This window comes from Kitasatospora sp. GP30 (assembly GCF_029892145.1).
Taxonomy (GTDB): domain Bacteria; phylum Actinomycetota; class Actinomycetes; order Streptomycetales; family Streptomycetaceae; genus Kitasatospora; species Kitasatospora acidiphila.
In genome coordinates this window covers 40835-61783 of sequence record NZ_JARZAH010000034.1, presented here as the reverse complement: position 1 = coordinate 61783, position 20949 = coordinate 40835, and the positions used below count along the sequence as shown (strand labels likewise).

The following is a 20949-nucleotide window of genomic DNA, read 5'->3' as shown; positions in this document are numbered from 1 at the left end:
ACAGGCCGGACACGCGCGGAGCACCGCCGGCGGCACCCGGCGCCAGACACCCGCGCTTGGGCCGAGTGGGGAGCGGCGGGGAAGCCGGGGCACCCGGCCGGCGCCGTCGCAGGCGTCAAGGCGTGGACGACGTCGGCTCCTGCGGCGCCAGGGAGTTGCCCGCCGGTATGCGGGCGCAGTCGGACGGGGCCGGCCTGCCCGCAAAGCGGTCGCGCAGCCAGGCCATCGCGTTGGGCGCCCAGGCTGCGGACGTGGGGACGTGGCTGAGCAGGTCGTACTGCTGGTACTCGATCGACTCGTTACCGGTGGAGCAGTACTGCCGGGCGAGCGCGCGGGCGTCTCCGGCGACCATCACGCCGTCACCGGTTCCGATGCCCGCGGGGCTGTTGAAGGTTCCTTCCGTGCCGCCCTGGCCGCCCTGGGCCAGGTACCCGGGCACGGTCGGGGTGGCGGCCGACCCGAGGTTCAGCTTGTTCACCGCATCGACGAAGGCGGGCACCGAGTCCGGGTCGGCGTACTGCGGCTTCATCATCTTCTGCCAGGTCAGCCCGGGGTAGTGGCCCTGTGCGTCGAAGAGCGAACCGTGCTCCAGCTTGTCGTACACCTCGGTGCCGTAGCTGGTCAGGTACGACTTGAGGCCGCTGTTGTACGCCCGGTCGATCCCGATGATGGTCATGGGGATCACGCCGGACCACAGGAGGGAGCCGTTGACGTATGTGAGGTTGTGCGCCGGGTCGACGAGCAGGCCGCCTTCGGCGAAGCCCACCAACCGGGCGTTCACGTCCGGCGCGTAGCCGGGCGCGAGCGCGGCCGCCCAATCGGTCGCGATTGAACCGCCCGAGTAGCCGAGCAGGCCGATGCGGGTGTCGGCGTTCATGCCGGTGCGTGCGGACGACTGGGTCGCGGCGCGGATCGAGTCCAGCGTGTCGGTCCCGTACTCAGGGCCGGCCGCGAAGTCGGCGTTCTGTCCTTCGGTGTCGGGGATGATGACGTTGTAGCCCTGCAGCAGCAGCGGCGCCAGGAAGATGTTCTCGGAGTTGGCCAGGACACCGCCCAGCCGGACGTCACCGGCGATGGCTCGGGACGGCGCGTCTGCGGGGTTGAGGGAGTCGTAGAACGACTGGTAGGACACCGCCTTGCCGCCGTCGCCCCGCAGGCTGCGCACCACCGTGGTCACATTGGCGGTCGGCCGGCCCTGCGCGTCGGCCGTGCGGTAGAGCAGTTGGACCGCCGTCAGCGGCGTCGGGATGCCCTCGATGTGGTACGCCAGCGTCCGCGTCTTCAGTACGGCTCCGGGCTCGTACGAGGACAGCGGCCTGCTGCCGTCGTAGCCGTAGAACGGGTCCTTCGCCGCAACCCCCGGCATCCCGGAAGGGGCGGCCACTGCCGTGGCCACCGGGGTGACAGTGAAGGCCAGCGCAGCAACGCATGCGGTTGCCAGCTGCCGGACGGCGGGCATTCTCATGGTTTCCCCCGTGACAGTGAAAATGAGGAACAGGTGACGACCCATCAAGTTACCGGGAGGTAACGAACCTGTACAGCGCCGGGCTGCGGGAGCTCGCCTCCAGCGCTGGGGGTCTCGCCCAGGAGTTCCGCCAACCGGGCGGCGATGCCGGGGCCGACCGTCTCGGACACGAGCGGTCGGCAGCCGGGCGCGGACCCCTGTGTGCGGACGAGCGGGTCGCGTGTTCCGCTTGGCCGCACGTCCACTGTCGGCAGGCACGTCTACGGTGATGACTGTGCTGGATGCCAATGATGTCCGTCGTATCGCGCTGTCCCTCCCGGAGACCGTGGAGAAGGAGGCGTGGAGCATGCCCACGTTCCGGGTCGCCGGGAAGATGTTCGTCACGGTCCCCGATGATCAGACCTCGTTCGCCGTGCGGTGCCCCAAGTACGACCGGACCGAGCTGATCGCTTCGGAACCGGAGAAGTTCTGGGTGCCACCGCACGAGGCGAGTTCCGCCTGGGTGCGGGTACGACTCGGCGCGCTGGAAGACATCGCCGAGCTGTACGACATTCTGGTCGACTCCTGGAAGCAGGCCGCCCCGGAGCGCCTTCTTGAGACCTTCGTCGCGCCGGGGCCCGACCGGGGCCGCAAGGACTGACCGGGCGGGCCGGTACGCGACGGCGCCGCACGGACCGCCCAACGGACCGGCGCCCCGGACCCGACCGCCGGCGAGACTGCCACCGCGCTCACGGCCCACCTCGGCAGCGCATCGGAGACGCCCACCACCCGAGCGCGCGGGACGCGGAACGGGCGCCGTGCGGCGCACCGCGCCCGGCCCGCGAACAGCCCGCCAGGCCCGACCCCGTCAGGGCCGGGCCCGGCGATGCTCGCCGCGAGGCCGGTGCCATCGAGTCGCACGTGGGCGGCTGTTGAGGCGGCCAGAGCCTCCTCGGCACCCCGCCCGCAGCCGCATTCCGACGCCATCGGCCAGGACCCGGACCTCCCGGTGGCGATTGTCCAGGTCGGCCGTCAGCAGGGGCCGGCGCCCGGGCCGCCGAGGTGGAAGGCGGTCGGGGTCACCCGGCCGGAGTCGTAGAGCGCCGGGCTGGTCGCGGTGACCGTCAGCTGTGCGGAGTCAGCGGCGTCCAGCAGTTGGAAGTCGCGGATCCAGCCGGAGCCCGGCGCGCTGCCGAACCGCCCGTCACCCATCGACTCGCAGGTGCTGCCGGCCGCGTGGGCGACCTCGCCGAAGGCGGTGATGGTCTGGGCGCGGGTGTAGCCGCCGCTCCAGAGCGAACCGGGGAAGTAGCCCACGGCCTGGTGGTTGTAGAAGATCCACCAGTCGCCGCCGATGTTCACGATGGCGTAGCGGGCGGCGTCGCCGGGCCGCAGCGCCATGCCGGCGGTGACGGCGTGGGAGACCGGCACGAAACCGCAGGCATTGTAGCAGCTTTCCTGGCCGTCCACCCAGTGGTAGACGAACAGGTGCGGCAGCAGGTCGCCGTTGAGGCCGAGGTCGACGGTCCAGCCGACCTCCACGGTGGACTTCTGGTCGGCGGACTGCACGGCCAGTTCCTGCAGCGAGTGGGAGTCGGTGTCGCCGGGCTTGAGGGTGGGGGCGGACTGCTGCATGAGGATGCTCGCGCCGGCGGCGTCGGTCTTCTGACGGCCCGACACGTAGTCATAGCAGGCGCCGAACCAGCAGACCGGCCCCGAGCCGTTGGCCGGCGGCGTGGCGGAGGGGACGGCCGGCGGGAGCGGGTGGGCCGCGACCGTTCGGGATGTGGTCGCGACTGCCGGGGATGTGGTCGAGGCTTCGGCGACGGCCGGGGTGGCGACCAGCAGGCCGAGCGCGGCCGCCAGGGTGGCGGCAGTGCCGAGGGTGGTTTGCCGTATGCGCATGGGGGTCCATTCAGCGAGTGCGAGAGCGAGGGTCGGGCGAAGTCCGGCCCGGGTGTTAAATACTGACGTAAGCTCGCTTACATTGAGAGTTAAGCTAGTGGTGGCCGTACCGGCACGCAATAGCCTGGGCGCGGCAGTACGACTGACGCGGAGGGCAGGGCGGCATGACGGGCGACGAGGACGACCGGCTGCGGATCGGCCGGCGGATCCAGCGGCTGCGGGCCGAACACGGGCTCACCCAGCGCGCCCTGGCCGAGCCGGCCTACACGGCGGCGTACATCTCGACGCTGGAATCCGGCAAGGCCCGCCCCTCCGAGACCGCGCTGCGCTACCTCGCCGAGCGACTCGGGGTCAGCGCGGAGCAGCTCGAGACCGGGCGGCCGCCCCACCTGGCCACCGACCTGCGGCTGCGCCTGACCGACGCCCGCCAGACCCTCCACACCGGCGAAGCGGCCGACGCCACCGCGCAGTTCACCGAGCTGGCCGCCGAGGCGCAGCGCCACGGGCTGGCGGACGAGCAGGCCGCCGCGCTGGTCGGGCTGGGCGACTGCGCCCTGGAGGCCGGCGAACTCGACCAGGCCATCGGGCACTTCCAAGCCGCCGAGGATCTGCTGCGCCAGGCCCCGCTGCCCCTGCGGGTCCCGGCGCTGCGCGGGCGCGCGGTGGCCCATCTGCTGGCCGGCGACCTGCGGTACTCCTGCTACCTGCTGGAGAGCGCGATCGACCAGCTCAACTCCGACGGCCTGCCGGACCCGCAGGCCCTGCTGCTGCTCTACTCCGCGGTGATCGCCCCCTACCTGGACCTGGGCGCGCACCGGCGGGCCGCGCAGGCGGCCGAGCTCGCCCTGGCGCTGGCCCCGCAGGTGGACGATCCCGCTGCGGTGGCCCGGCTGCACCGCTCGGTGGCCCGCACCCTGCTGGCCGGCGGCCGGGCCGCCGAGGCCGACGCCTCCCTGGCCCGGGCCCAGGAGCTCTACCAGCAACTGCGGATCCGCACCGAACTCGCGCACTGCCACTGGATGCGCGGCTACCTGCGCGCCCAGAACGGCGACCTGCCCGCTGCCGAGCGTGAACTGCGCACCGCCCGCCGAATCCTGGCGGACCGTCAGGCCGCGCTCTACACCCAGCAGATCGACGTCGAGCTGGCCGACGTGCTGCGCCGCTCGGGTCGCAGCACGCAGGCGGCGGCCCTGCTGGCGGACCTGCTGGGCTCACTGCACCCCCAGCGCGGCGCGGTGCACGCGGGCGCCGCCCACCGGCTGCTGGGGCTCATCGCCGAGGAGCGCGGCGCGCACGCCGAAGCCGAGCAGCACTATCGCACCGCACTGGAGCTGCTGCAGCAGGCCGGAGCCACCGCCGACCTGGCCGACCTGTGCCGGCTGCTGGGCGATCTGCTGCGCCGCACCGGCCTCCCGGAGGAGGCCCTGGACGTCTACCGCAGCGGCCTCGGCCACCAGGCCGCCCCCGGGACCACCACGCTCGGTCCGGCACCGGCGGCACCACCGCTCTGACGGGCCACGGGGGTTCACCTCCAAGACGTGACGCAGCCGGAGGACCTGCCCTCCGCGGACCGCTCCGGCTGGTTCAGCGGTACGCCCGCGACCGGGCGTGCACGGCGCGGGCGACGCGGGGGCCGAGCCAACTCCGCAGCTGCCGAAGCGCCGTCAACTGCTCCACGGCCTGGTTGATCCGGTAGTAGGCCTGCGGCGGCAGGTGGGGCAGCAGTGGGGAGTGCCGCTGTCCCAGCAGGGCGAACAACCGCTCGGGTTTGAGCTGCATGTAGCGCGGGATGCTCTCGTACCACTGGGCGCTGTACCGGGCGGCGCTCTGGAACGGCAGTACGGCGAACTTCCGTTCGCGCTCGTAGGCTTCGAGCGCCGCCTGGAGGTCGTGGTGGCGGGCGAGCGCGCCGGCCAGGCCGACGGCGTCTTCCAGGGCCAACTTGGTGCCGGCACCGATCGAGTAGTGGGTGGTGTGGGCGGCGTCGCCGATCAGGGCGATGTTGCCGTGGTACCAGCTCCGGTTGGTCAGGGTACGGAAGTTCAGCCACTGGGCGGGGCCGTCGCCACCGGGCCGGCCGATCAGCGGGTTGCCGTCGAGCGGGTCCGCGAAGAGCCCCGCCAGGAGCGCGAGGCCGTCCTCCTGCCCGAGAACGTCCAAGCCCAGACCCGCCCAGGTCTCAGGCGAGCACTCGACGATGCAGGTGCTGAGGTCGCTGCTGAAGCCGTAGGCGTAGAACCAGATCCAGCCGTGCCCGGTCTCGACGAACGCGAAGGTGAAGGAGTCGAAGACCTTGCGGGTGCCCAGCCAGATGTACTTGTTGCGCCCGATGGAGACATCGGTGCCGAACTCGGCCGAATAGTGCTCACGCAGTCGGCTGTTGACACCGTCCCCGGCCACGATCAGGTCAGCGTCCGGCAGTTGGGAGACGGCCTCGATCTCCTGCTCGAACCGCACCCGCACGCCGAGGTCCTCGGCCCGTTGGGTCAGGATGTCGAGCAGGCGGTGGCGGCCGATGCTGAACCCCTCGTCGCCGTGGTGCACCACGCGCTCACCGCGGACGTGCGCCACACCGTCGCTCCAGCGGACCGAACTCGCACGCACAGCCTGCGCGGTGACGGGATCGTCGCGCTCGAAGCGGTCCAGGAGGCTGCCCCAATAGGTCACCCCCCAGCCATAGGTGGAGCCGGCCGGGTTCCGCTCCACGACGGTGACCTCGTGGGCCGGATCCTGACGCTTGATCAACATCGAGAAGTAGAGACTGGCGGGGCCACCACCGATACATGCGATCCTCATGTGTCTCTCACGGTTGCTCGCAGTTGCTCACGGTTTCTTTACAGCGACACAGAGTAGCAACTGTCACAGTCTCCACAGGGGGCGCTGATCACCGTGTCGTGCACCACCTCGCACACGTTCCAGCGCCCGGCCTACCAGCCGAACCGCCCCGCTACCGAGTACCGTGGCAGGGCAGGCGCAGACCCCCAGGCAGCATCCGACACCCCGACTGACCATCCGTCACCACAGCCATGACCCGATCACGGGGCCAACGGCACCGCGGACCAGCCGACCCGGCCCCAACCACCGGCCCGCCCGCCGAGAGGGACCACGATGACCACCGCCAGCCGCCCCACCCCACCGGTCGCTCCGGGACGGATGCCCGTGATCGGCCACGCCTACCCCATGTGGCGCCGTCCGCTGGAGTTCCTCGACACCCTGACCGCCTACGACCGGCTCGTGGCCGTCCACCTCGGCCCCAAGCCGACGTACGTCCTGGCCGCCCCGGACCTGGTCAACCGCGTGATGGTCGCCGATGCGGCGAACTACGCCAAGGGCCGCTCCTTCGAAAAACTCCAGGACTACCTCGGACAGGGCCTGGCCACCTCCGAGGGCTCCTTCCACCTGCGCCAGCGACGCTTGATGCAGCCGGCGTTCCATCACCGTCAGATCGCCCTGTACGCCGACACGATGACGCGGATCGCCGCCGAGCGCGCGGCCTCCTGGCGGGTGGGCCAGCTCATCGACGTCACCCGCGAGATGCACGACCTCTCCCTCGCGCTCGTCACCGCGACCCTCTTCTCCACCGCACTGGACGACGGCCTCACCGCCGACATCCACCAAGCCATGCCCATCGTGCTGCGCGGCATGTACACCCGTGTCCTCGACCCCACCGGCCTGTGGCACCGCCTCCCCACCCCCGGCAACCGGCGTCTCGCCACCGCGCAGCGCCGCCTGCGGGGCGCCATCGACCACCTCATCCGCACCCGCCGTGACAACCCGCAGAGCGACCACCGCGACCTGCTGTCGATGCTCCTCGATGCCCAGGACAGCGACAGCGGCGAGGCGATGACCGACCAACAGGTCCACGACGAGCTCATCACCCTGCTGGTCGCCGGGACGGAGACCGCCGCGGGCGGCCTGGCCTGGCTCTTCCACGAGCTCGGGGAGAACCCGTCCGTCGACCGGCAGCTCCACGCGGAGCTGCGGAGTGCGGCCGCCGAGCCGCCGGCGCCCCAGGACCCGGGCCGCCTGCCCTACCTGCGCCGGGTGCTCGACGAAGCCCTGCGGATGCGCAACCCCGGCGGCATGACGATCCGGCGGGCGACCACCGATGTCGAACTGGGCGGCTACCACTTCGCCCCGGGAACCGAATTCATCTTCAGCGCGCTGGTCCTGCACCGGAACCCGCACTACTTCCCCGACCCCACCCGGTTCGACCCCGACCGCTGGCTACCCGACCGGACGCCCGTCCCCCGCGGCGCGTACATCCCCTTCGGCGCCGGAAACCACCTGTGCATCGGGGAGTCCTACGCACGCATGGAGATGACCGCGGTGGTCGCCGCCATCGCGAGCCGATGGCGCCTGGAACCCGTACCCGGAGTACAGGTACGCGGCGTCATGACCTCGACCAACAACCCCGCCAACCTCCTGATGCGAGTCCGGGCGCGCGAGAACACCCCGGCGGCCTGACGCACCGCGCCCGGGCGGCCCGGATGCCACGGGCATCCGGGCCGGCCGCTCAGGTGGTGACGGAGACGGGCGGGTCCAGCGTGTCGGCCGGCGCGGTCTCGTCCTTGGCGACCAGCGCGTGGACCTCCTGGGTGGGAAGGGGAAGGGTGATCGCCCAGAAGTAGATGGCGAGGTTCACGGCAGCCACCACCAGGAGATCGACCAGGTTCGGCAGTACGGCCAACTCGCCACCCCCGGCGCGGAAGCCGCCACTGTCGTAGTTGCCGAGGTAGCCCAGGACCACGGCGGCCGCCAGCCACACCGGCACCCAGGCGAATCCCCTCCAGTCGCCCTTGCTGATCGGCAGCGACTCCTTGCGCAGCACCTGGGTCAGGGCGAAGAGCACCAAGCCGGCGCCGATCCCGACCTCGAGCTTCCAGGTGGTGTCGAAGCCGCCCCAGTAGATGACCAGATTGGCGGCGACGAAACCGATGGGCGCGACCAGGTGACCGTGCCGGACGCGGTAGGGGCGGGGGCGCTGCGGGTCCCGCCTGCGCAGTGCGGTCAGGGAGACCGGGGCGAAGGCGTACATGATGGCGGTCGCCGAGGTGATCAGACCGACCAGGCTCTGCCAACTCGGGAAGGGCAGGAAGGCGATCTCACCGACGACGAAGGCCAGGATCACCGCCCAGACCGGGATGCCGCGGCGGGTGAGCCGGCTGAGCCCCTTCGGCAGGTCCCCGGCATGACCCTGGGCGTAGCTGAGGCGCGAGGCGGTGCCCATGTAGACCAGGCCGGTCCCCGCGGGTGAGATGAGTGCGTCCGCGTACAGGATCGAGACCAGCCAACCGGCGCCCGCGGCGCCGGCCAGGGTCGCGTACGGACCGAAGGAGCCCTTGGCCATCGGCTTGTCCCAACCGTGCACCAGGTCGGCGGGGTTGAGCGACCCGATGAAGGCGACCTCCAGCAGGATGTAGACCACGGCGCTGATGGCCATCGCCGTCAGGATCGCGCGGGAGATGTCCTTCTGCGGGTTGCGGGCCTCGCCGCCGAACTGCATGCACTGCTCGAAGCCCTGGGCGGCGAAGACCACGCCGGCGGGCAGTGCGGCGAAGACTCCCTGCGGCCCCTTGGCGAAGAACCCGCCGCCGGCACCGAAGTTGCCCGGGTGGAAGGAGAGCGCGAGCAGCACCACGATCGTCAGCAGCGGTATCGCCACCTTCCACACCACGGCGACGGAGTTGCTCTCCGCCAGGAACTTCACGCCGACCAGGTTGATCACGGTGAACAGGGCCATGAGCGCGGTGCCCAGCAGGAGCCCGTGGGTGGTCAGTGTCGCGTCATGCTGGTTCAGCAGGTGCAGGTGGCGGTGGGCCCAGCCGATGTTGTCCAGGTAGGTCAGGCTCGCTTCGACCTCGATCGGCGCCAGCGTCACCGCCTGCAACCAGGCCGCCCATCCCGCGGTGAAGCCGGCCAGCCGGCCGAAGGCGAACGCGGGGAACCGCGCCGTCCCGCCGGCGACGGGGTAGGCGGCGCCGAGCTCGGCGTGGATGAGCGCGAGGACGCCGAGGATGACCGTGGCCAGGAGCCAGGAGAGCAACGAGGCGGGCCCGGCGTGGGTGGCGGCCTTGTAGGCGCCGAGCAGCCAGCCCGATCCGATGATCGAGCCGAGGGAGATCATCGTCAGTCCGAACACGCCGACGGACCGGCGCAGCTGGCCCTGCCCGACCACGGCCGCGCCGTGGTCCTTCACCGTATGTCTCATGAGCTTCCTCAGTGCTGGGGCCGCGTTCTGGGGCGATCGCGGCGATCAGGTGCGGTCCCCCCGGACGGCGGCTCGGGCGCGTAACCCGAACCGCGCTCGTGAAGGTGTACCATGTCATAGATCACATGGTCTAGGGATTGAGCGACCGCTTCAGCGACTGTTCTGTCGAATCAGGTTCGAGCTCCGGAGAGCCATGGCGAGCCGCTCCTCGCCGTTGTGCGGTCGGCTGGGGTGCTGGGCCGCGCGGTGCCGCGGCACCTGCGACTGTCTGGGCCCAGCGCGATGACCGGCTGGATCGCCGACAAGGAACGGCAGTTCACTGGCATTCGGGTAGCAGGGTCCCCGGCCGCTCGGTTTCCGAACTGACGATCCCTCCAGATGCTCACGCTCGGTGTTGACGAGACATCGAGCTGGGCCGACCGGAGGGATCGTCAAGTGGTGGAGGCGACCGGGCGGGGCCGGGTAACGAGTCGGTATGGCTGCGCTGCCGCGGAGCCGGCATCCAGCCGGTCCTGGAGGGCCCGCCGCCCGGCGATCACCGCTCAGCCGGTCGCGTGCTTGCCTCGGCGACGACGTGTATCTCGTGGACGGCGTTTCGGTCGCCGGTGAGCGGCTGGACGCGCCCGGCGGAGTCGGTGGCCCGGCAGCGGATGCGGTGCGGGCCCGGGGCCAGGTCGTACCGGAGACGGAAGCGCTGCCAGGCGGGATCCGGGCCACGCCGGTCCAGCACGGCTGGCTGCCAGTCGGCGTCGTCCACGGCGATCCCGACGGACGTCACCTCGGTGGAACTCCAGGCGTAGCCCGCCAGTTCGCAGCTTCCGGCCGGGACGGGGCGCCCGTCGTCCGGGGTGAGCAGCTTGCTGCTGACGTCCTTCTCGCGGACCGGCCGGGCCTCGCGCTCGCCGGGCAGGATGCGGGTGTAGAGACGGGTGGTGAAGAGGTGATCGGGACGGTCGGCGGCCAGCACGATCCGGCTCAGCCACTTGACGGAGTTGGTCCCGAACATCCGGGGCGCCACCGCGCGCAGCGGGTAGCCGTGGTCGGGGCGCAGCGGCTCGCCGTTCATGGTGTGCGCGAGAATGACCTCGGCGCTCGCCTGGTCGAGGGGCAGGTCCTTGAGGTAGTTCAAGCCGCTCTCTCCGGCGAAGTCGCCCAAGTCGGCTCCCTCCAGCCAGACGTGCCGGGCCTGCGGGCGCGGGCCGGCGAGCTCCAGTACCGCGGCGAGCGGGACACCGGCCCACTCGAGGTTGGTGACGGCGCGGGTTGGCACGTCGGGGCGCAGTGGGTTGCCGAAGCACTCGTGGACGGCGGTGAAGCGGATCTGCGGCAGGCCCTGGATGGTCGGGAAGTCCAGCCGCAGGGGCCGCTCCACCAGGCCCTCGACGGTGAGCGACCAGGTCTCGGGGTCCAGCCGCGGGTGCGGTCCAAGATGGTTACGGATGAAGACGTCGTCGGCCGGGGTGATGAAGAGGTCGGGCGTCTCCGGATCGGTCCTGATCATGTGTCATGTCCCCCGTGTCGTACTCGCCGTTACGTGCTGTCGACAGTACAAGGAGCAACTGACATCGCTCAGGGCAGGTTCCTGGGCTCCGCAGGAGTGGAACGCCCGCGCCGCTGCGTTGAGTTCGAGTTCTGGCTCAGCTTCTGGGCCAGTACGAAAATCCCCATTCGTATACCGCTTGGGCAGGTCAGGCCGCCTCCCCAGGCTGCAGCGTCACTTGGTAGCCGAGGTGGGTCAGCTGACCGACGAGTTCGTACTAGCCCGGAAAGTGATCCAGGAGCCTTCTTCGCCCTACCTGGCGTCAAGGCACCGAACGACACCTTCGGCTCGGCACGGCTCCCCTGACCCACCGTCCGCGCATCGGCTAGCGGGGCAGCTCCAGGATCGCCGCGGCGAACGCCGCCGGGGCCTCCTGCGGCACGTTGTGGCCCACCCCGGGCAGGGTGCGCACCTCGCACGAGCCGGTGAAGCGCTCGGTACCGGTCTGGTCGGCGGCCGGGATCACGCCGTTCTCCTCACCCGCCAGCACCACGGTGGGAACGGTCACCGGCGGCAGCCCGGCCAGCTGGTCCTCCAGGCTCTGGTAGCGCGGATCGCCCGCCGCCAGGCCGTAGCGGTGCCGGTAGGAGTGGATCGCCACGTCCACGAAGTCCGGGTTGTGCAGGCTGGGCGCGGAGGCGGCGAAGGCCTGCTCGGCCTCCGGCCAGGTCGGCGACCACAGCCGCCAGAGGAGCTTGCACAGCTCCTCGCGGTTCTGTTCCAGACCTCTGCGGCCGCGCTCCGAGTGGAAGTAGTACTGGTACCAATATCTGTGCTCCACCTCCGGTGCGGCGGGCTCCATCGCGCGGGCGATGTCCTGGACGGTGTAGCCGCCCGCCGTGACCAGGCCTTGGATCCGCTCCGGCCACAGCGCCGCCGCCGCGCAGGCCGCGCGCCCGCCCCAGTCGTAGCCGGCGACCACGGCCCGCCGGATCCCCAGCGCATCCATGAACTCGACCAGGTCCTGCGCGAGCGCGGCCTGCTGGCCGCTGCGCGGGGTGTCCTCGGCCAGGAACCCGGTCGGCCCGTAACCACGCAGGTAAGGCGTCAGCACCTGCCGACCGGCCTCAGCGAGCAGCCGCGCCACCTCGTCGTAGGCCCGGACGTCGTAGGGAAAGCCGTGCAGCAGGATCACCGGAGCGTCAGCCTTCCGGCGGCTCTCGCCGGTCCGGTGGTAGGCGATCTCCAGAACCGGTGTCGTCACCCGGTGCAGTTCGTGCAGCTCATGGGAACTTGCAGTCATCCGGTCATGCTCGCACGTCCGGTTCGGGCATGACTGACCCATGGTCAGCCGCGCCCCGCCCGGCGCCGACCGGGACACCGCCTCCAAGACCAAGACGCAATGCCCGCGCTTGCACATATACAGCGTCTGCAATTATTGTCGAAGCCTGTAATACGCACTAGTAATCGCATCGCATGGAGGACTGCCTCATGCCTCTCGCACTCCTCGCCCTGGCCATCGGGGCCTTCGGGATCGGCACCACCGAGTTCGTGATCATGGGCCTACTGCCCCAGATCGCCGGCGACTACGGCGTCTCCATCCCCAGCGCCGGCCTGCTCGTCACCGGCTACGCGCTCGGCGTCGTCGTCGGCGCGCCGTTGATGACCGCGCTCGGCACCAAGACCAGCCGCAGGACGATGCTGATGGTGCTGATGGGCCTGTTCACCGTCGGCAACCTGCTCTCCGCAGTCGCGCCGAGCTTCACCGTGATGCTCGCCGGCCGCATCGTGGCCTCCCTCGCCCACGGCGCGTTCTTCGGCATCGGCGCAGTCGTCGCCGCCGACCTGGTCGCCCCCGACAAGAAGGCCGGCGCCATCGCCACCATGTTCACCGGACTCACCGTCGCCAACATCGTCGGCGTACCACTGGGCACCTTCATCGGCCAGGCCGTCGGCTGGCGCGCCACCTTCGCCGCCGTCGCCGCACTCGGCATCGTCGGCCTGCTGGGCATCGTCAAGCTCGTGCCCGCCCTGCCTCGCCCCCAAGACGCCCACCTGCGGCGGGAACTGGCCGCCTTCCGCAACACCCAGGTCGTGCTCGCCATGGCGATGACCGTGCTCGGCTTCGGCGGCGTCTTCGCGGCGATCACCTACATCGCCCCGATGATGACCCACGTCGCCCACTACTCCGACGGCGCCGTCACCTGGCTCCTGGTGCTGTTCGGCATCGGCATGTTCCTCGGCAACCTCCTCGGCGGCAGGTTCGCCGACCGCAAGCTGATGCCCATGCTGTACGGCGCACTCGGCGGACTCGCCGTCGTACTGGCACTGTTCACCTTCACCGCCCACAGCAAGATCCTCGCCGCCGCGACCATCCTGCTCATCGGGGCGCTCGGCTTCGCCACCGTCCCCCCGTTGCAGAAGCGCGTCCTCGACCAGGCACACGGCGCCCCCACCCTGGCCTCCGCCGTCAACATCGGCGCGTTCAACCTCGGCAACGCACTCTCCGCCTGGCTCGGCGGCATGGTCATCTCCGCCGGGCTCGGGTACACCGCCCCCGATTGGGTCGGCGCCGCCCTCGCCACCGCCGCCCTCGCTCTCGCCCTCTGGTCGGCCGCCCTGGAGCGCCGCGCACGCCGCCCCGAGCCGGCCGGCGCCGAGGCCACCCGAGTCCCCGTCTGCCGCTGACCACTCGTCGGACCCGTTGCCCACGACTCGGTCGTCACGCAGGTCGGCAGAGTGGGCCAATCCGATCGACCTGAAGTGGGGCTCGGTTCAGGCCCACTGGGCCCCATACGGTCTATCTCGGAAGACGGAAGACCGATGATCAGGAGTACGGACGTGACAACTGTCGACATGTGGTTCGACCCGGTGTGTCCGTGGGCGTGGATCGCCTCGCGCTGGCTGCTGGAGGTGGAGCAGGTTCGTCAAGTCCGCACCCGGTTCCAGGTGTTCAGCCTCGCCGTGCACAACGAGGGCCGAGAGGTGGACGCTTGGTACCGCGAGTGGCTCGACGAGCGGTGGGGGCCGGCCAGGGTGATGCTCGCCGCCGAACGCGCCCACGGCAACGAGGTGCTGCGCGACCTCTACACGGCGTTCGGCAACCGCATCCACCTGGACAAGGCCCCGATCGACCGCGCGTTGAGCCTGGCGGCGCTCGCCGAGTGCGGTCTGCCCGCCGAGCTGGCCGACGCCGCCGAGAGCACCGACCTCGACCAGGCCCTGCTGGCCGGCAACCGCGCGGCCCTCGACCCGATCGGTGAGGACCTGGGTGTGCCCGCCATCCACATCCCGCGCCCGGACGGAGGCGTCAACGCGTTCTTCGGCCCGGTGGTCAGCCCTGTCCCCCGGGGTGAGGCGGCCGGCAAGCTGTGGGACGGTGTCCTCCTCCTCGCCGGGACCGACGGGTTCTTCGAGATCAAGCGCGGCCGCAGCCGCCCGATCGTCGACTGAGCCGGGCACGGACCGGGTGATGCGGCGCCGTGGGCCGGGCCGTCGAGGGTCGGGCACCGGCCGGGCGCCGAGCCAGAACCCACGGCTTGGCGCTCGGTCAAGCGCCCGATCGAGTGAGACTCGTCCGGCTCCAACCCGGGTAGAGGCTGGGGAGAGCACTGCCCAGGCGGACGAGGGTCATCGATCCGAAGGAGCCGAGATGGCCGAACGCAGGAACGCACAGGTCATCGTGGTCGGCGCCGGCCCCGCCGGCTCGGCCGCCGCCGCACATCTCGCACGGGCCGGCATCGACGTCCTCCTGCTGGAGAAGAGCACCTTCCCCCGGGACAAGGTCTGCGGCGACGGCCTGACGCCGCGCGGCGTGCACCAGCTGTTACGGCTGGGCATCGACCTGAACGACCCCGGCTGGCGGCGCAGCCGCGGCGTGCGGGTGCACTGCGCGGGCCGGCAAGCCGACGTCGACTGGCCCGCGCACGGCGGCTTCCCCGACTTCGGCCTCACCCGCACCCGCCACGACTTCGACCACCTGCTCGCCCGACACGCCCAGACCGCCGGCGCCCGGCTGCACACCGGCACCAAAGTCACCGCCCCACTCACCGATGCCGCCGGCCGACTCACCGGCGTCACCGCGGTCACCGCCGACGGCGCCCCCACCGAGTTCCGGGCGCCGCTGGTCATCGCCGCCGACGGCGCCAGCGCCCGGACCGCCCTGGCCACCGGCTGGCAGCGCGCCCCGGGCCGCCCGCTCGGGACCGCGATCCGCCGCTACTACCGCACCGACGCCTTCACCGACGACTACCTGCACTTCTGGGCCGACGTGCGCTGCGCCGGGAGCGGAGCCGACCTACCCGGCTACGGCTGGATCTTCCCGCTCGCCGACAACCGGGTGAACGTCGGCCTCGGCGGCCTGCCGCACCGCCGCCACGGCGCCACCGACCTGCGGGGCACCCTGCGCCAGTGGGTCGATCGGCTGCCGGCCGGCTGGGACCTCGACGAGCAGCACGCCGACGGTCCATCACGCAGTGCCGCGCTGCCGATGGGCCTCACCCGCCGCCCCGAATACCGCGCCGGCCTGCTCGTGATCGGTGACAGCGCCGGCATGATCAGCCCGTGGAACGGCGAGGGCATCGCCCAGGCCCTGGAAGCCGCCGAGATCGCGGCCGACACCATCGCGCTCGCCCTCACCCGGCCGCCCGGACCACGCCGTGAGCAGGCGCTCCACCGGTACTCGGCCGAGCTCGACCACCGTTGGGGCCGCTACTACCGGCTGGGCAACACCGTTGCCGCGCAGCTCTTCAGCCGGGTCGGCTACCGGCCGCTGGTCAGTCGGCGCATCATGACCAGCCCGACCGCGATCAGCGTGGTCCTGCGGCTGCTCAGCCAGGCCACCGCCGATCCCGCGCAGGACGGCATCGACTCGGTCCTCAACACCGTGCTGCGCCTGGTCCCACCGCTGCGCCGCTGACCGCCGCCGGCGCGCGCGGTACTGACGGCACGCCAGTGCCCGGCGGCACCCGGCCGCGCCGGAACCCCTGCCCACCCCGTGTCGGCGGAGCCAACTCCGACAAACCCACCCGCAACGGAACTTGAACACACCCTCAACCGGCGCCAAATCCTTCGATCAGCAGGCAATTCCCCGGGATGGGGCGAAAAATGCAAGGAGCTCAGCCCAGTTGGGTGTAGAATCTTTAGTGACAGGGCGACCTGCAGAAGAGGCACCACGACGATGCCGACGGGCCGCCCATACCCAAGAGGGGGAGACTGCCATGACCTACCAACTCGACGCAGCACGGGCCACGATCGACGAGCGCCTGCGCGAGGCAGCCGAATACCGCGTCATCCGCGCCCTGCGACTCAAGAGCCGCGCCGAGCGCACCACCCAGCGTGCGCGCCGCGCCCTGACCAACCTGAGCGCATGACCACCCCAAGCACAGCGGGCCGCCACCGAAGCCACCGGTGACGGCCCGTTCCGTTTTTCCGGCAGGCCGCAGCACACGCACACGTGCCGCCCGCAGCCACCTGACGCTCCGACGGGCGCCCGGCTGATCTCCGGCAGGTGGCGGCAGTCGTCAACTGCCCGACGGCCGCACCGCATTGCCAGTCCGGTAGCTCTGCTCGGCAGGCAGACCGGCACAGCAGCACCACCGGGGTCTCCCAGCCCGCCCCGCGCCCATCGCCTAAGATCATCGCCAGTGACCGCAACACCCGTTGGCAGGCGAAGCGACCCGAGAGGTGGGAGAGTATGGCCGACGAGCGTGCCTACCTGCTGGACAACCGGCAGCCCGAAGCAGGCCGGCGATTCGACGCCATCGCCGAGTTGTTCGACGCATGGACCCTGCAGCACGTGGACCGCTTGGGGGTGACCGCCGGGTACCACTGCTGGGAGGTCGGCGCGGGCGGACCGGGTATCGCGCGGGCGCTGGCGCAGCGGGTCGGCCCGACCGGTCGGGTGCTGGCCAGCGATCTCGACATCAACTGGCTGACCACTCTGCTCACCGACACGGTCGAGGTCCGCCGGCACGACATCACCCAGGACCCGCTGCCCGACGAGCAGTTCGACCTCGTCCACGCCCGTCTTGTGCTGGTCCACCTGCCGGACCGGGCCGAGGTCCTGCGCAAGCTGGTGTCGAGCGTGCGGCCCGGCGGCTGGCTCGTCATCGAAGACGCCGACCCCGCCCTGCAGCCCCTGGCCTGCCCCGACGAATTCGGGCCGAACGAGGAGTTGGCCAACCGGGTCCGTCGGTCGTTCCGCGCCCGCCTCGCCGAACGCGGCGTGGACCTCGCGTTCGGCCGCACCCTGCCGCGGCTGCTCCGCGCCGCCGGCCTCACCGACGTTGCCGCCGAGGCCTACTCCCCCATCACCTCACGCGCCTGCCGCGAGCTCGAAGCCGCGACGGTCCGCCAACTGCGCGGCCAACTGGTCGGCCCCGACCTCTCGGACGCCGATCTGGACCAGCACCTGGCGAACCTCCGCGACACCGAACTCGACGTCACCACCGCCCCGTTGATCAGCTGCTGGGGCCAACGACCCGCGCAATCCCGGTAGTCGGGCCGACGGCCTGACCGGTCCGGGCCGGTCAGGGCCGCAGCCGCACCCGCACCAACAGATGCGGGTGCGGGCTTCCGGTGGAAGATTTCCTGAATTTCCTGAGGAAGCCCGGCGCAAGGGCCGGACCCGCACTCCCGTCCGGCTGCATCAGGTGCACGGTGGCGCCCACGGTGGCCTGCGAGGCCGAGCGGTCGTTCATGGCGGGGTTCCCAACTGGTGAGCGCGACCGCGGCGAGCAGCGACCGGATTGCCGGGCTCCCAGTCGTAGCGCGCCCGTTCGCCGGTCGCCTTTGGGGGCGACCGTGCGAGTGAGCGGCCGGAACCCGGACCGGAAGCGTGCCGTTCGTATACGTGGCACTCCTTCACGATGACCCGCCCGAGGTCCCGGGCGCATGGGCCACCGGCCCAGGGACCGAAGTGCGACGCAGGTGTGCGTGAAGCTGCGTCAGGCGCGCAGGCCTCCCCCGCCCGCAGGCCTGGGCCGGCCCACCGGGACGCCGCGCGGTTCCTTGATCCGCTTCATGATGATCTGCGAGTTGACCTCGGTCACCCCGGCGAGCGAGGTGAGCCGTTCGATCCAGAGCCGCTCATAGGCCTGCAGGTCGGCCACCGCGATCCGGAGCAGGCAGCCCGGGCTGCCGAACAGGCGGTAGGCCTCGATCACGTCCGGGATCTCCTCGAGCGCGGCCTCGAACGCCTCCACGGCGGCACGCTCGCGGCGGACCTCGACCGAGACCAGCACCTCGAAGCCCCGGCCCACCGCGTCCGGGTCGACCACGGCACGGTAGCCCTGGATCACCCCGTCGCGTTCCAGCTGCCGCACCCGCCGCATGCAGGGCGACGCGGTCAGGCCCACCCGGTCGGCGAGCTCCTGGTTGCTCAGTCGCCCGTCGGCCTGCAATTCGCGCAAGATCTGCAGATCGATGTCGTCCACGGCGCAAGAATCCGCCACCGCTGCTCAGAGGTCAAACAGCGGATTGCGTGGCGGCCCGCCGGAGCGGCCGTTCTGCGTTATGCCTCGCCCGCATGCCAGCTGGGCCACTCCCACGGGTGGTCCTGCCAGGCGACTCGGCCGGGCTCGGTCGGATCGGTCGCGGGGAACAGGCGGGCGGCTTCGGCGCGGAACTCCTGCTCGTCCACGGGTTCCCAGTTGTGACCGCGGAAGCGCACCAGGCGGTAGCGGGCGTCGGCGTCGATGCCGGCCACCTCGGCGATCGCATCCTTGCGCATGTCGGTGTCCATGTCTCAAGGCTGCTCCTTCCGGACGGCAGCCGCATGCACGCACCCGCCGGCGGTGGGAATACCCCGCGAGGAGTATTGTTGAACTGTCAACAACACCGAGGGAGGACTACCGATGGCATCCGTACTCGACGTCCGCCGCGCCGAAGAGCGCTTCCACACCCGCACCGACTGGCTCGACTCCCGGCACTCCTTCTCGTTCTCCCGGCACTGGGACCCGGCCAACACCCACTTCGGGCTGCTGCTGGTCTCCAACGACGACGTGGTGGCGCCCGGGACCGGCTTCGACACCCACCCGCACCGCGACATGGAGATCGTCACCTGGGTGCTGGAAGGCTCCCTGGTCCACCAGGACTCCGAGGGGCACAACGGCGTGATCTACCCGGGCCTGGCCCAGCGGATGAGCGCCGGCACCGGGATCCTGCACAGCGAGAAGAACGACTCCTGGACGCTCACCGGCCGGCCCGAGCACCAGACACCCGTCCGCTTCCTGCAGATGTGGACCATCCCCGACGCCGCCGGCATCCAGCCCGGCTACGAGCAGCTCGACATCAACGACGAGCTCGCCCGCGGCGGTTGGGTCACCCTGGCCTCCGGCATGCCCGAGCACACCAACCAGCGCGCCATCGCCATCCGGCAGCAGCACGCCGCGCTGCACGTCGCCCGGATCCGGCCCGGGGAGACCCTGGAGCTGCCCACCTCGCCGTTCGCCCACCTGTTCATCGCGCGGGGCAGCGCCGAGCTCGAAGGAGCCGGCCCACTGGGCACCGGCGACGCCGCCCGGATCACCGGTTCCGACGGCCGGCGGATCACCGGCGGCCCCGACGGCGCCGAGGCCCTGGTCTGGGAGATGACGGCGGCCGTGACGGTCGGCTGACCCCCGGCCCACGCCGCGTTCGACACACCGATGGCGCCGCCCTGATCCGGGCGGCGCCGACGGGACCGGGAAAGGACCGGAGACGACTCAGCGCTTGGCGAACGAGGAGACGAAGGCGGCGGTGACCCCGCCCAGACCGGTCACGTCGTCATAACCGGGAGCCGTGTGCAGCGTGCTGTCCTGGTCCAAGGTGTCCAGGTAGGTGTTGTACGCCCCCGGTGTGCTCCAGGACGGCCTGTAGGTCAGCGCCAGCGGTGCCTGACCGGCCGGGGCTGGCACCACGTCGTGGATGGCCGGGGTGCCGCGCAGCGAGTAGAACAGCGGGTTGGCGAAGCCGAGCGCATGCCCGGCGGCCTGCGCGGCGTCGGCTTCCAGGCCCGCGACCAGCGGGGCGGAACCACTGGTGCCGGCCTCCGTGACCTCCTGGTCTGACGACTCGTCAGGTCACTGGTCTAGTCCTCCATGCCGGCCGCAAGTGCCGACCCGAGTGATCGGAGCAGAGCGCCAGCCGGGATTCGGGCGGCTCATGGTGTCGGCTCGACGGGCACGGCCGCCAACAGTGCTCCGCTTTGCCGGAGCCGCAGCGAACCCGGCGCAGTGGTGCGACCGCACCGCGGCTGGCTCAGCCGGGGCCGACGCGGCGGCCGGTGATCTGGTCTGGCGCGACACTCACCCAGAGCGGACGATCGCCGCCGGCCCATGGCTCGGTGCCGGGCAGTTGGTCCAGCTGGCGCACGGTGTCGGGATCGTTGACGTGATGGGCGGTGCCGGTGATCAGGACACTCCAACCGCGTCTGAGGTGGTCGTCGATGTGGTCGACTTGGAAGGACACGGCCGCACCTGACTCGGCGGCAGCGGCGCCGTGTGGGGTGGTGCGGTAGACCACCGTCTCGGCGTCCACCGTGTAGTTGACGGGGAAGGCCAGCGGAGCAGGCAGGGCGAGCAGCACGACGCGGCCCACTCCGTGGGTACCGAGCTTGTCCCAGCACTCCGACGTGGTGAGGCGGACCAGGACCGGGCGGGAGGGCGCTCCGCCCTGGCCGGAGGGCGGGTCGCGCCGTCCTTCGAGCAGCTCCTGGTAGGTGAGGTGCAGTGCGGCCGCGACCCGCAGAAGGCCACTGGGGTCGAAACCAGTATCGGCTTCGACCAGCTGCCTCAGGTAGCGCGGAGCCATTCCCGCCTGATTGGCGAGCTGCCCCTCGGTCAGACCGAGTTGGGCGGACCGCTCCGCGATCCGGCGCGCCACGTCGGCTGGGGCTGGACGCGGGTTCACAGTGACTCCTCGGCAGAG

General features: G+C 71.2%; 20 protein-coding genes. 9 read left to right on the top strand and 11 right to left on the bottom strand.

What is annotated here, in order from left to right; genetic code table 11:
- Positions 1 to 115: 115 nt before the first annotated feature.
- Positions 116 to 1396: a lipase family protein gene (locus tag P3T35_RS31715; protein WP_348533446.1), complete on the bottom strand. Its 1281-nt coding sequence runs from the start codon at positions 1394 to 1396 to the stop codon at positions 116 to 118.
- Between the two features lie 337 nt (positions 1397 to 1733).
- On the opposite strand from P3T35_RS31715, the gene P3T35_RS31710 reads away from it, so the two are divergent.
- Entirely contained in the window at positions 1734 to 2105 is a 372-nt protein-coding gene (locus tag P3T35_RS31710; RefSeq protein ID WP_101384692.1) for an MmcQ/YjbR family DNA-binding protein, read from the top strand.
- Positions 2106 to 2476: 371 nt separating this feature from the next.
- On the opposite strand, the gene P3T35_RS31705 is transcribed toward P3T35_RS31710, so the two are convergent.
- Positions 2477 to 3349 carry a neprosin family prolyl endopeptidase gene (locus P3T35_RS31705; RefSeq protein WP_101384691.1) on the bottom strand — a complete coding sequence of 291 codons (873 nt, stop codon included), beginning with the start codon at positions 3347 to 3349 and terminating at the stop codon, positions 2477 to 2479.
- 164 nt (positions 3350 to 3513) lie between these two features.
- Between P3T35_RS31705 and P3T35_RS31700 the strand changes: the two genes are divergently transcribed.
- On the top strand, positions 3514 to 4860 hold the full coding sequence (locus P3T35_RS31700; RefSeq protein WP_101384690.1) for a tetratricopeptide repeat protein: 1347 nt from the start codon (positions 3514 to 3516) through the stop codon (positions 4858 to 4860).
- 73 nt (positions 4861 to 4933) lie between these two features.
- Here P3T35_RS31700 and P3T35_RS31695 read toward each other — a convergent pair whose 3' ends face one another.
- Positions 4934 to 6145, bottom strand: coding sequence for an FAD-dependent monooxygenase (locus P3T35_RS31695; protein WP_101384689.1), 1212 nt, complete (start codon positions 6143 to 6145; stop codon positions 4934 to 4936).
- Positions 6146 to 6457: 312 nt separating this feature from the next.
- Here P3T35_RS31695 and P3T35_RS31690 point away from each other — a divergent pair, with 312 nt between their 5' ends.
- Positions 6458 to 7816: a cytochrome P450 gene (locus P3T35_RS31690; RefSeq protein ID WP_101384688.1), complete on the top strand. Its 1359-nt coding sequence runs from the start codon at positions 6458 to 6460 to the stop codon at positions 7814 to 7816.
- Positions 7817 to 7865: 49 nt separating this feature from the next.
- Here the strand turns inward: P3T35_RS31690 and P3T35_RS31685 are convergent, their stop codons facing one another.
- From P3T35_RS31685 to P3T35_RS31675, 3 genes are all read right to left on the bottom strand, one after another.
- Entirely contained in the window at positions 7866 to 9560 is a 1695-nt protein-coding gene (locus P3T35_RS31685) for an APC family permease (RefSeq protein WP_101384687.1), read from the bottom strand.
- A gap of 535 nt (positions 9561 to 10095) precedes the next feature.
- Positions 10096 to 11061, bottom strand: coding sequence for a molybdopterin-dependent oxidoreductase (locus tag P3T35_RS31680; protein ID WP_101384686.1), 966 nt, complete (start codon positions 11059 to 11061; stop codon positions 10096 to 10098).
- A gap of 364 nt (positions 11062 to 11425) precedes the next feature.
- The gene (locus P3T35_RS31675; protein ID WP_101384685.1) at positions 11426 to 12343 is read right to left on the bottom strand and encodes an alpha/beta hydrolase; all 918 of its coding nucleotides are present in this window, start codon (positions 12341 to 12343) and stop codon (positions 11426 to 11428) included.
- Positions 12344 to 12531: 188 nt separating this feature from the next.
- Between P3T35_RS31675 and P3T35_RS31670 the strand changes: the two genes are divergently transcribed.
- The 5 genes from P3T35_RS31670 (at position 12532) to P3T35_RS31650 (ending at position 17539) form a co-directional block, all read left to right on the top strand.
- Complete coding sequence (locus P3T35_RS31670; RefSeq protein WP_101384684.1) at positions 12532 to 13728, top strand: MFS transporter; 1197 nt, start codon at positions 12532 to 12534, stop codon at positions 13726 to 13728.
- Positions 13729 to 13863: 135 nt separating this feature from the next.
- Positions 13864 to 14493, top strand: coding sequence for a DsbA family protein (locus tag P3T35_RS31665; RefSeq protein WP_101384683.1), 630 nt, complete (start codon positions 13864 to 13866; stop codon positions 14491 to 14493).
- 199 nt (positions 14494 to 14692) lie between these two features.
- Positions 14693 to 15958 carry a geranylgeranyl reductase family protein gene (locus P3T35_RS31660; protein ID WP_101384682.1) on the top strand — a complete coding sequence of 422 codons (1266 nt, stop codon included), beginning with the start codon at positions 14693 to 14695 and terminating at the stop codon, positions 15956 to 15958.
- Positions 15959 to 16259: 301 nt separating this feature from the next.
- On the top strand, positions 16260 to 16412 hold the full coding sequence (locus P3T35_RS31655; protein ID WP_180356837.1) for a hypothetical protein: 153 nt from the start codon (positions 16260 to 16262) through the stop codon (positions 16410 to 16412).
- Between the two features lie 323 nt (positions 16413 to 16735).
- The gene (locus P3T35_RS31650) at positions 16736 to 17539 is read left to right on the top strand and encodes a methyltransferase domain-containing protein (RefSeq protein ID WP_101384681.1); all 804 of its coding nucleotides are present in this window, start codon (positions 16736 to 16738) and stop codon (positions 17537 to 17539) included.
- 31 nt (positions 17540 to 17570) lie between these two features.
- Here P3T35_RS31650 and P3T35_RS31645 read toward each other — a convergent pair whose 3' ends face one another.
- The 3 genes from P3T35_RS31645 to P3T35_RS31635 all read right to left on the bottom strand — a co-directional run bounded on the left by P3T35_RS31645 (position 17571) and on the right by P3T35_RS31635 (position 18784).
- Positions 17571 to 17741, bottom strand: coding sequence for a hypothetical protein (locus P3T35_RS31645; protein ID WP_180356836.1), 171 nt, complete (start codon positions 17739 to 17741; stop codon positions 17571 to 17573).
- Positions 17742 to 17987: 246 nt separating this feature from the next.
- Complete coding sequence (locus P3T35_RS31640; protein ID WP_101384680.1) at positions 17988 to 18476, bottom strand: Lrp/AsnC family transcriptional regulator; 489 nt, start codon at positions 18474 to 18476, stop codon at positions 17988 to 17990.
- Positions 18477 to 18553: 77 nt separating this feature from the next.
- On the bottom strand, positions 18554 to 18784 hold the full coding sequence (locus P3T35_RS31635; RefSeq protein ID WP_228717897.1) for a hypothetical protein: 231 nt from the start codon (positions 18782 to 18784) through the stop codon (positions 18554 to 18556).
- Positions 18785 to 18896: 112 nt separating this feature from the next.
- Between P3T35_RS31635 and P3T35_RS31630 the strand changes: the two genes are divergently transcribed.
- Complete coding sequence (locus tag P3T35_RS31630; RefSeq protein WP_101384679.1) at positions 18897 to 19658, top strand: pirin-like bicupin family protein; 762 nt, start codon at positions 18897 to 18899, stop codon at positions 19656 to 19658.
- Positions 19659 to 19745: 87 nt separating this feature from the next.
- Here the strand turns inward: P3T35_RS31630 and P3T35_RS31625 are convergent, their stop codons facing one another.
- Both P3T35_RS31625 and P3T35_RS31620 read right to left on the bottom strand, forming a co-directional pair.
- Positions 19746 to 19940 carry a hypothetical protein gene (locus tag P3T35_RS31625; RefSeq protein WP_143677041.1) on the bottom strand — a complete coding sequence of 65 codons (195 nt, stop codon included), beginning with the start codon at positions 19938 to 19940 and terminating at the stop codon, positions 19746 to 19748.
- Positions 19941 to 20280: 340 nt separating this feature from the next.
- Positions 20281 to 20931 (bottom strand): pyridoxamine 5'-phosphate oxidase family protein, encoded by a 651-nt coding sequence (locus tag P3T35_RS31620; RefSeq protein ID WP_180356835.1) that lies wholly within the window; start codon positions 20929 to 20931, stop codon positions 20281 to 20283.
- Between the last annotated feature and the right edge of the window lie 18 nt (positions 20932 to 20949).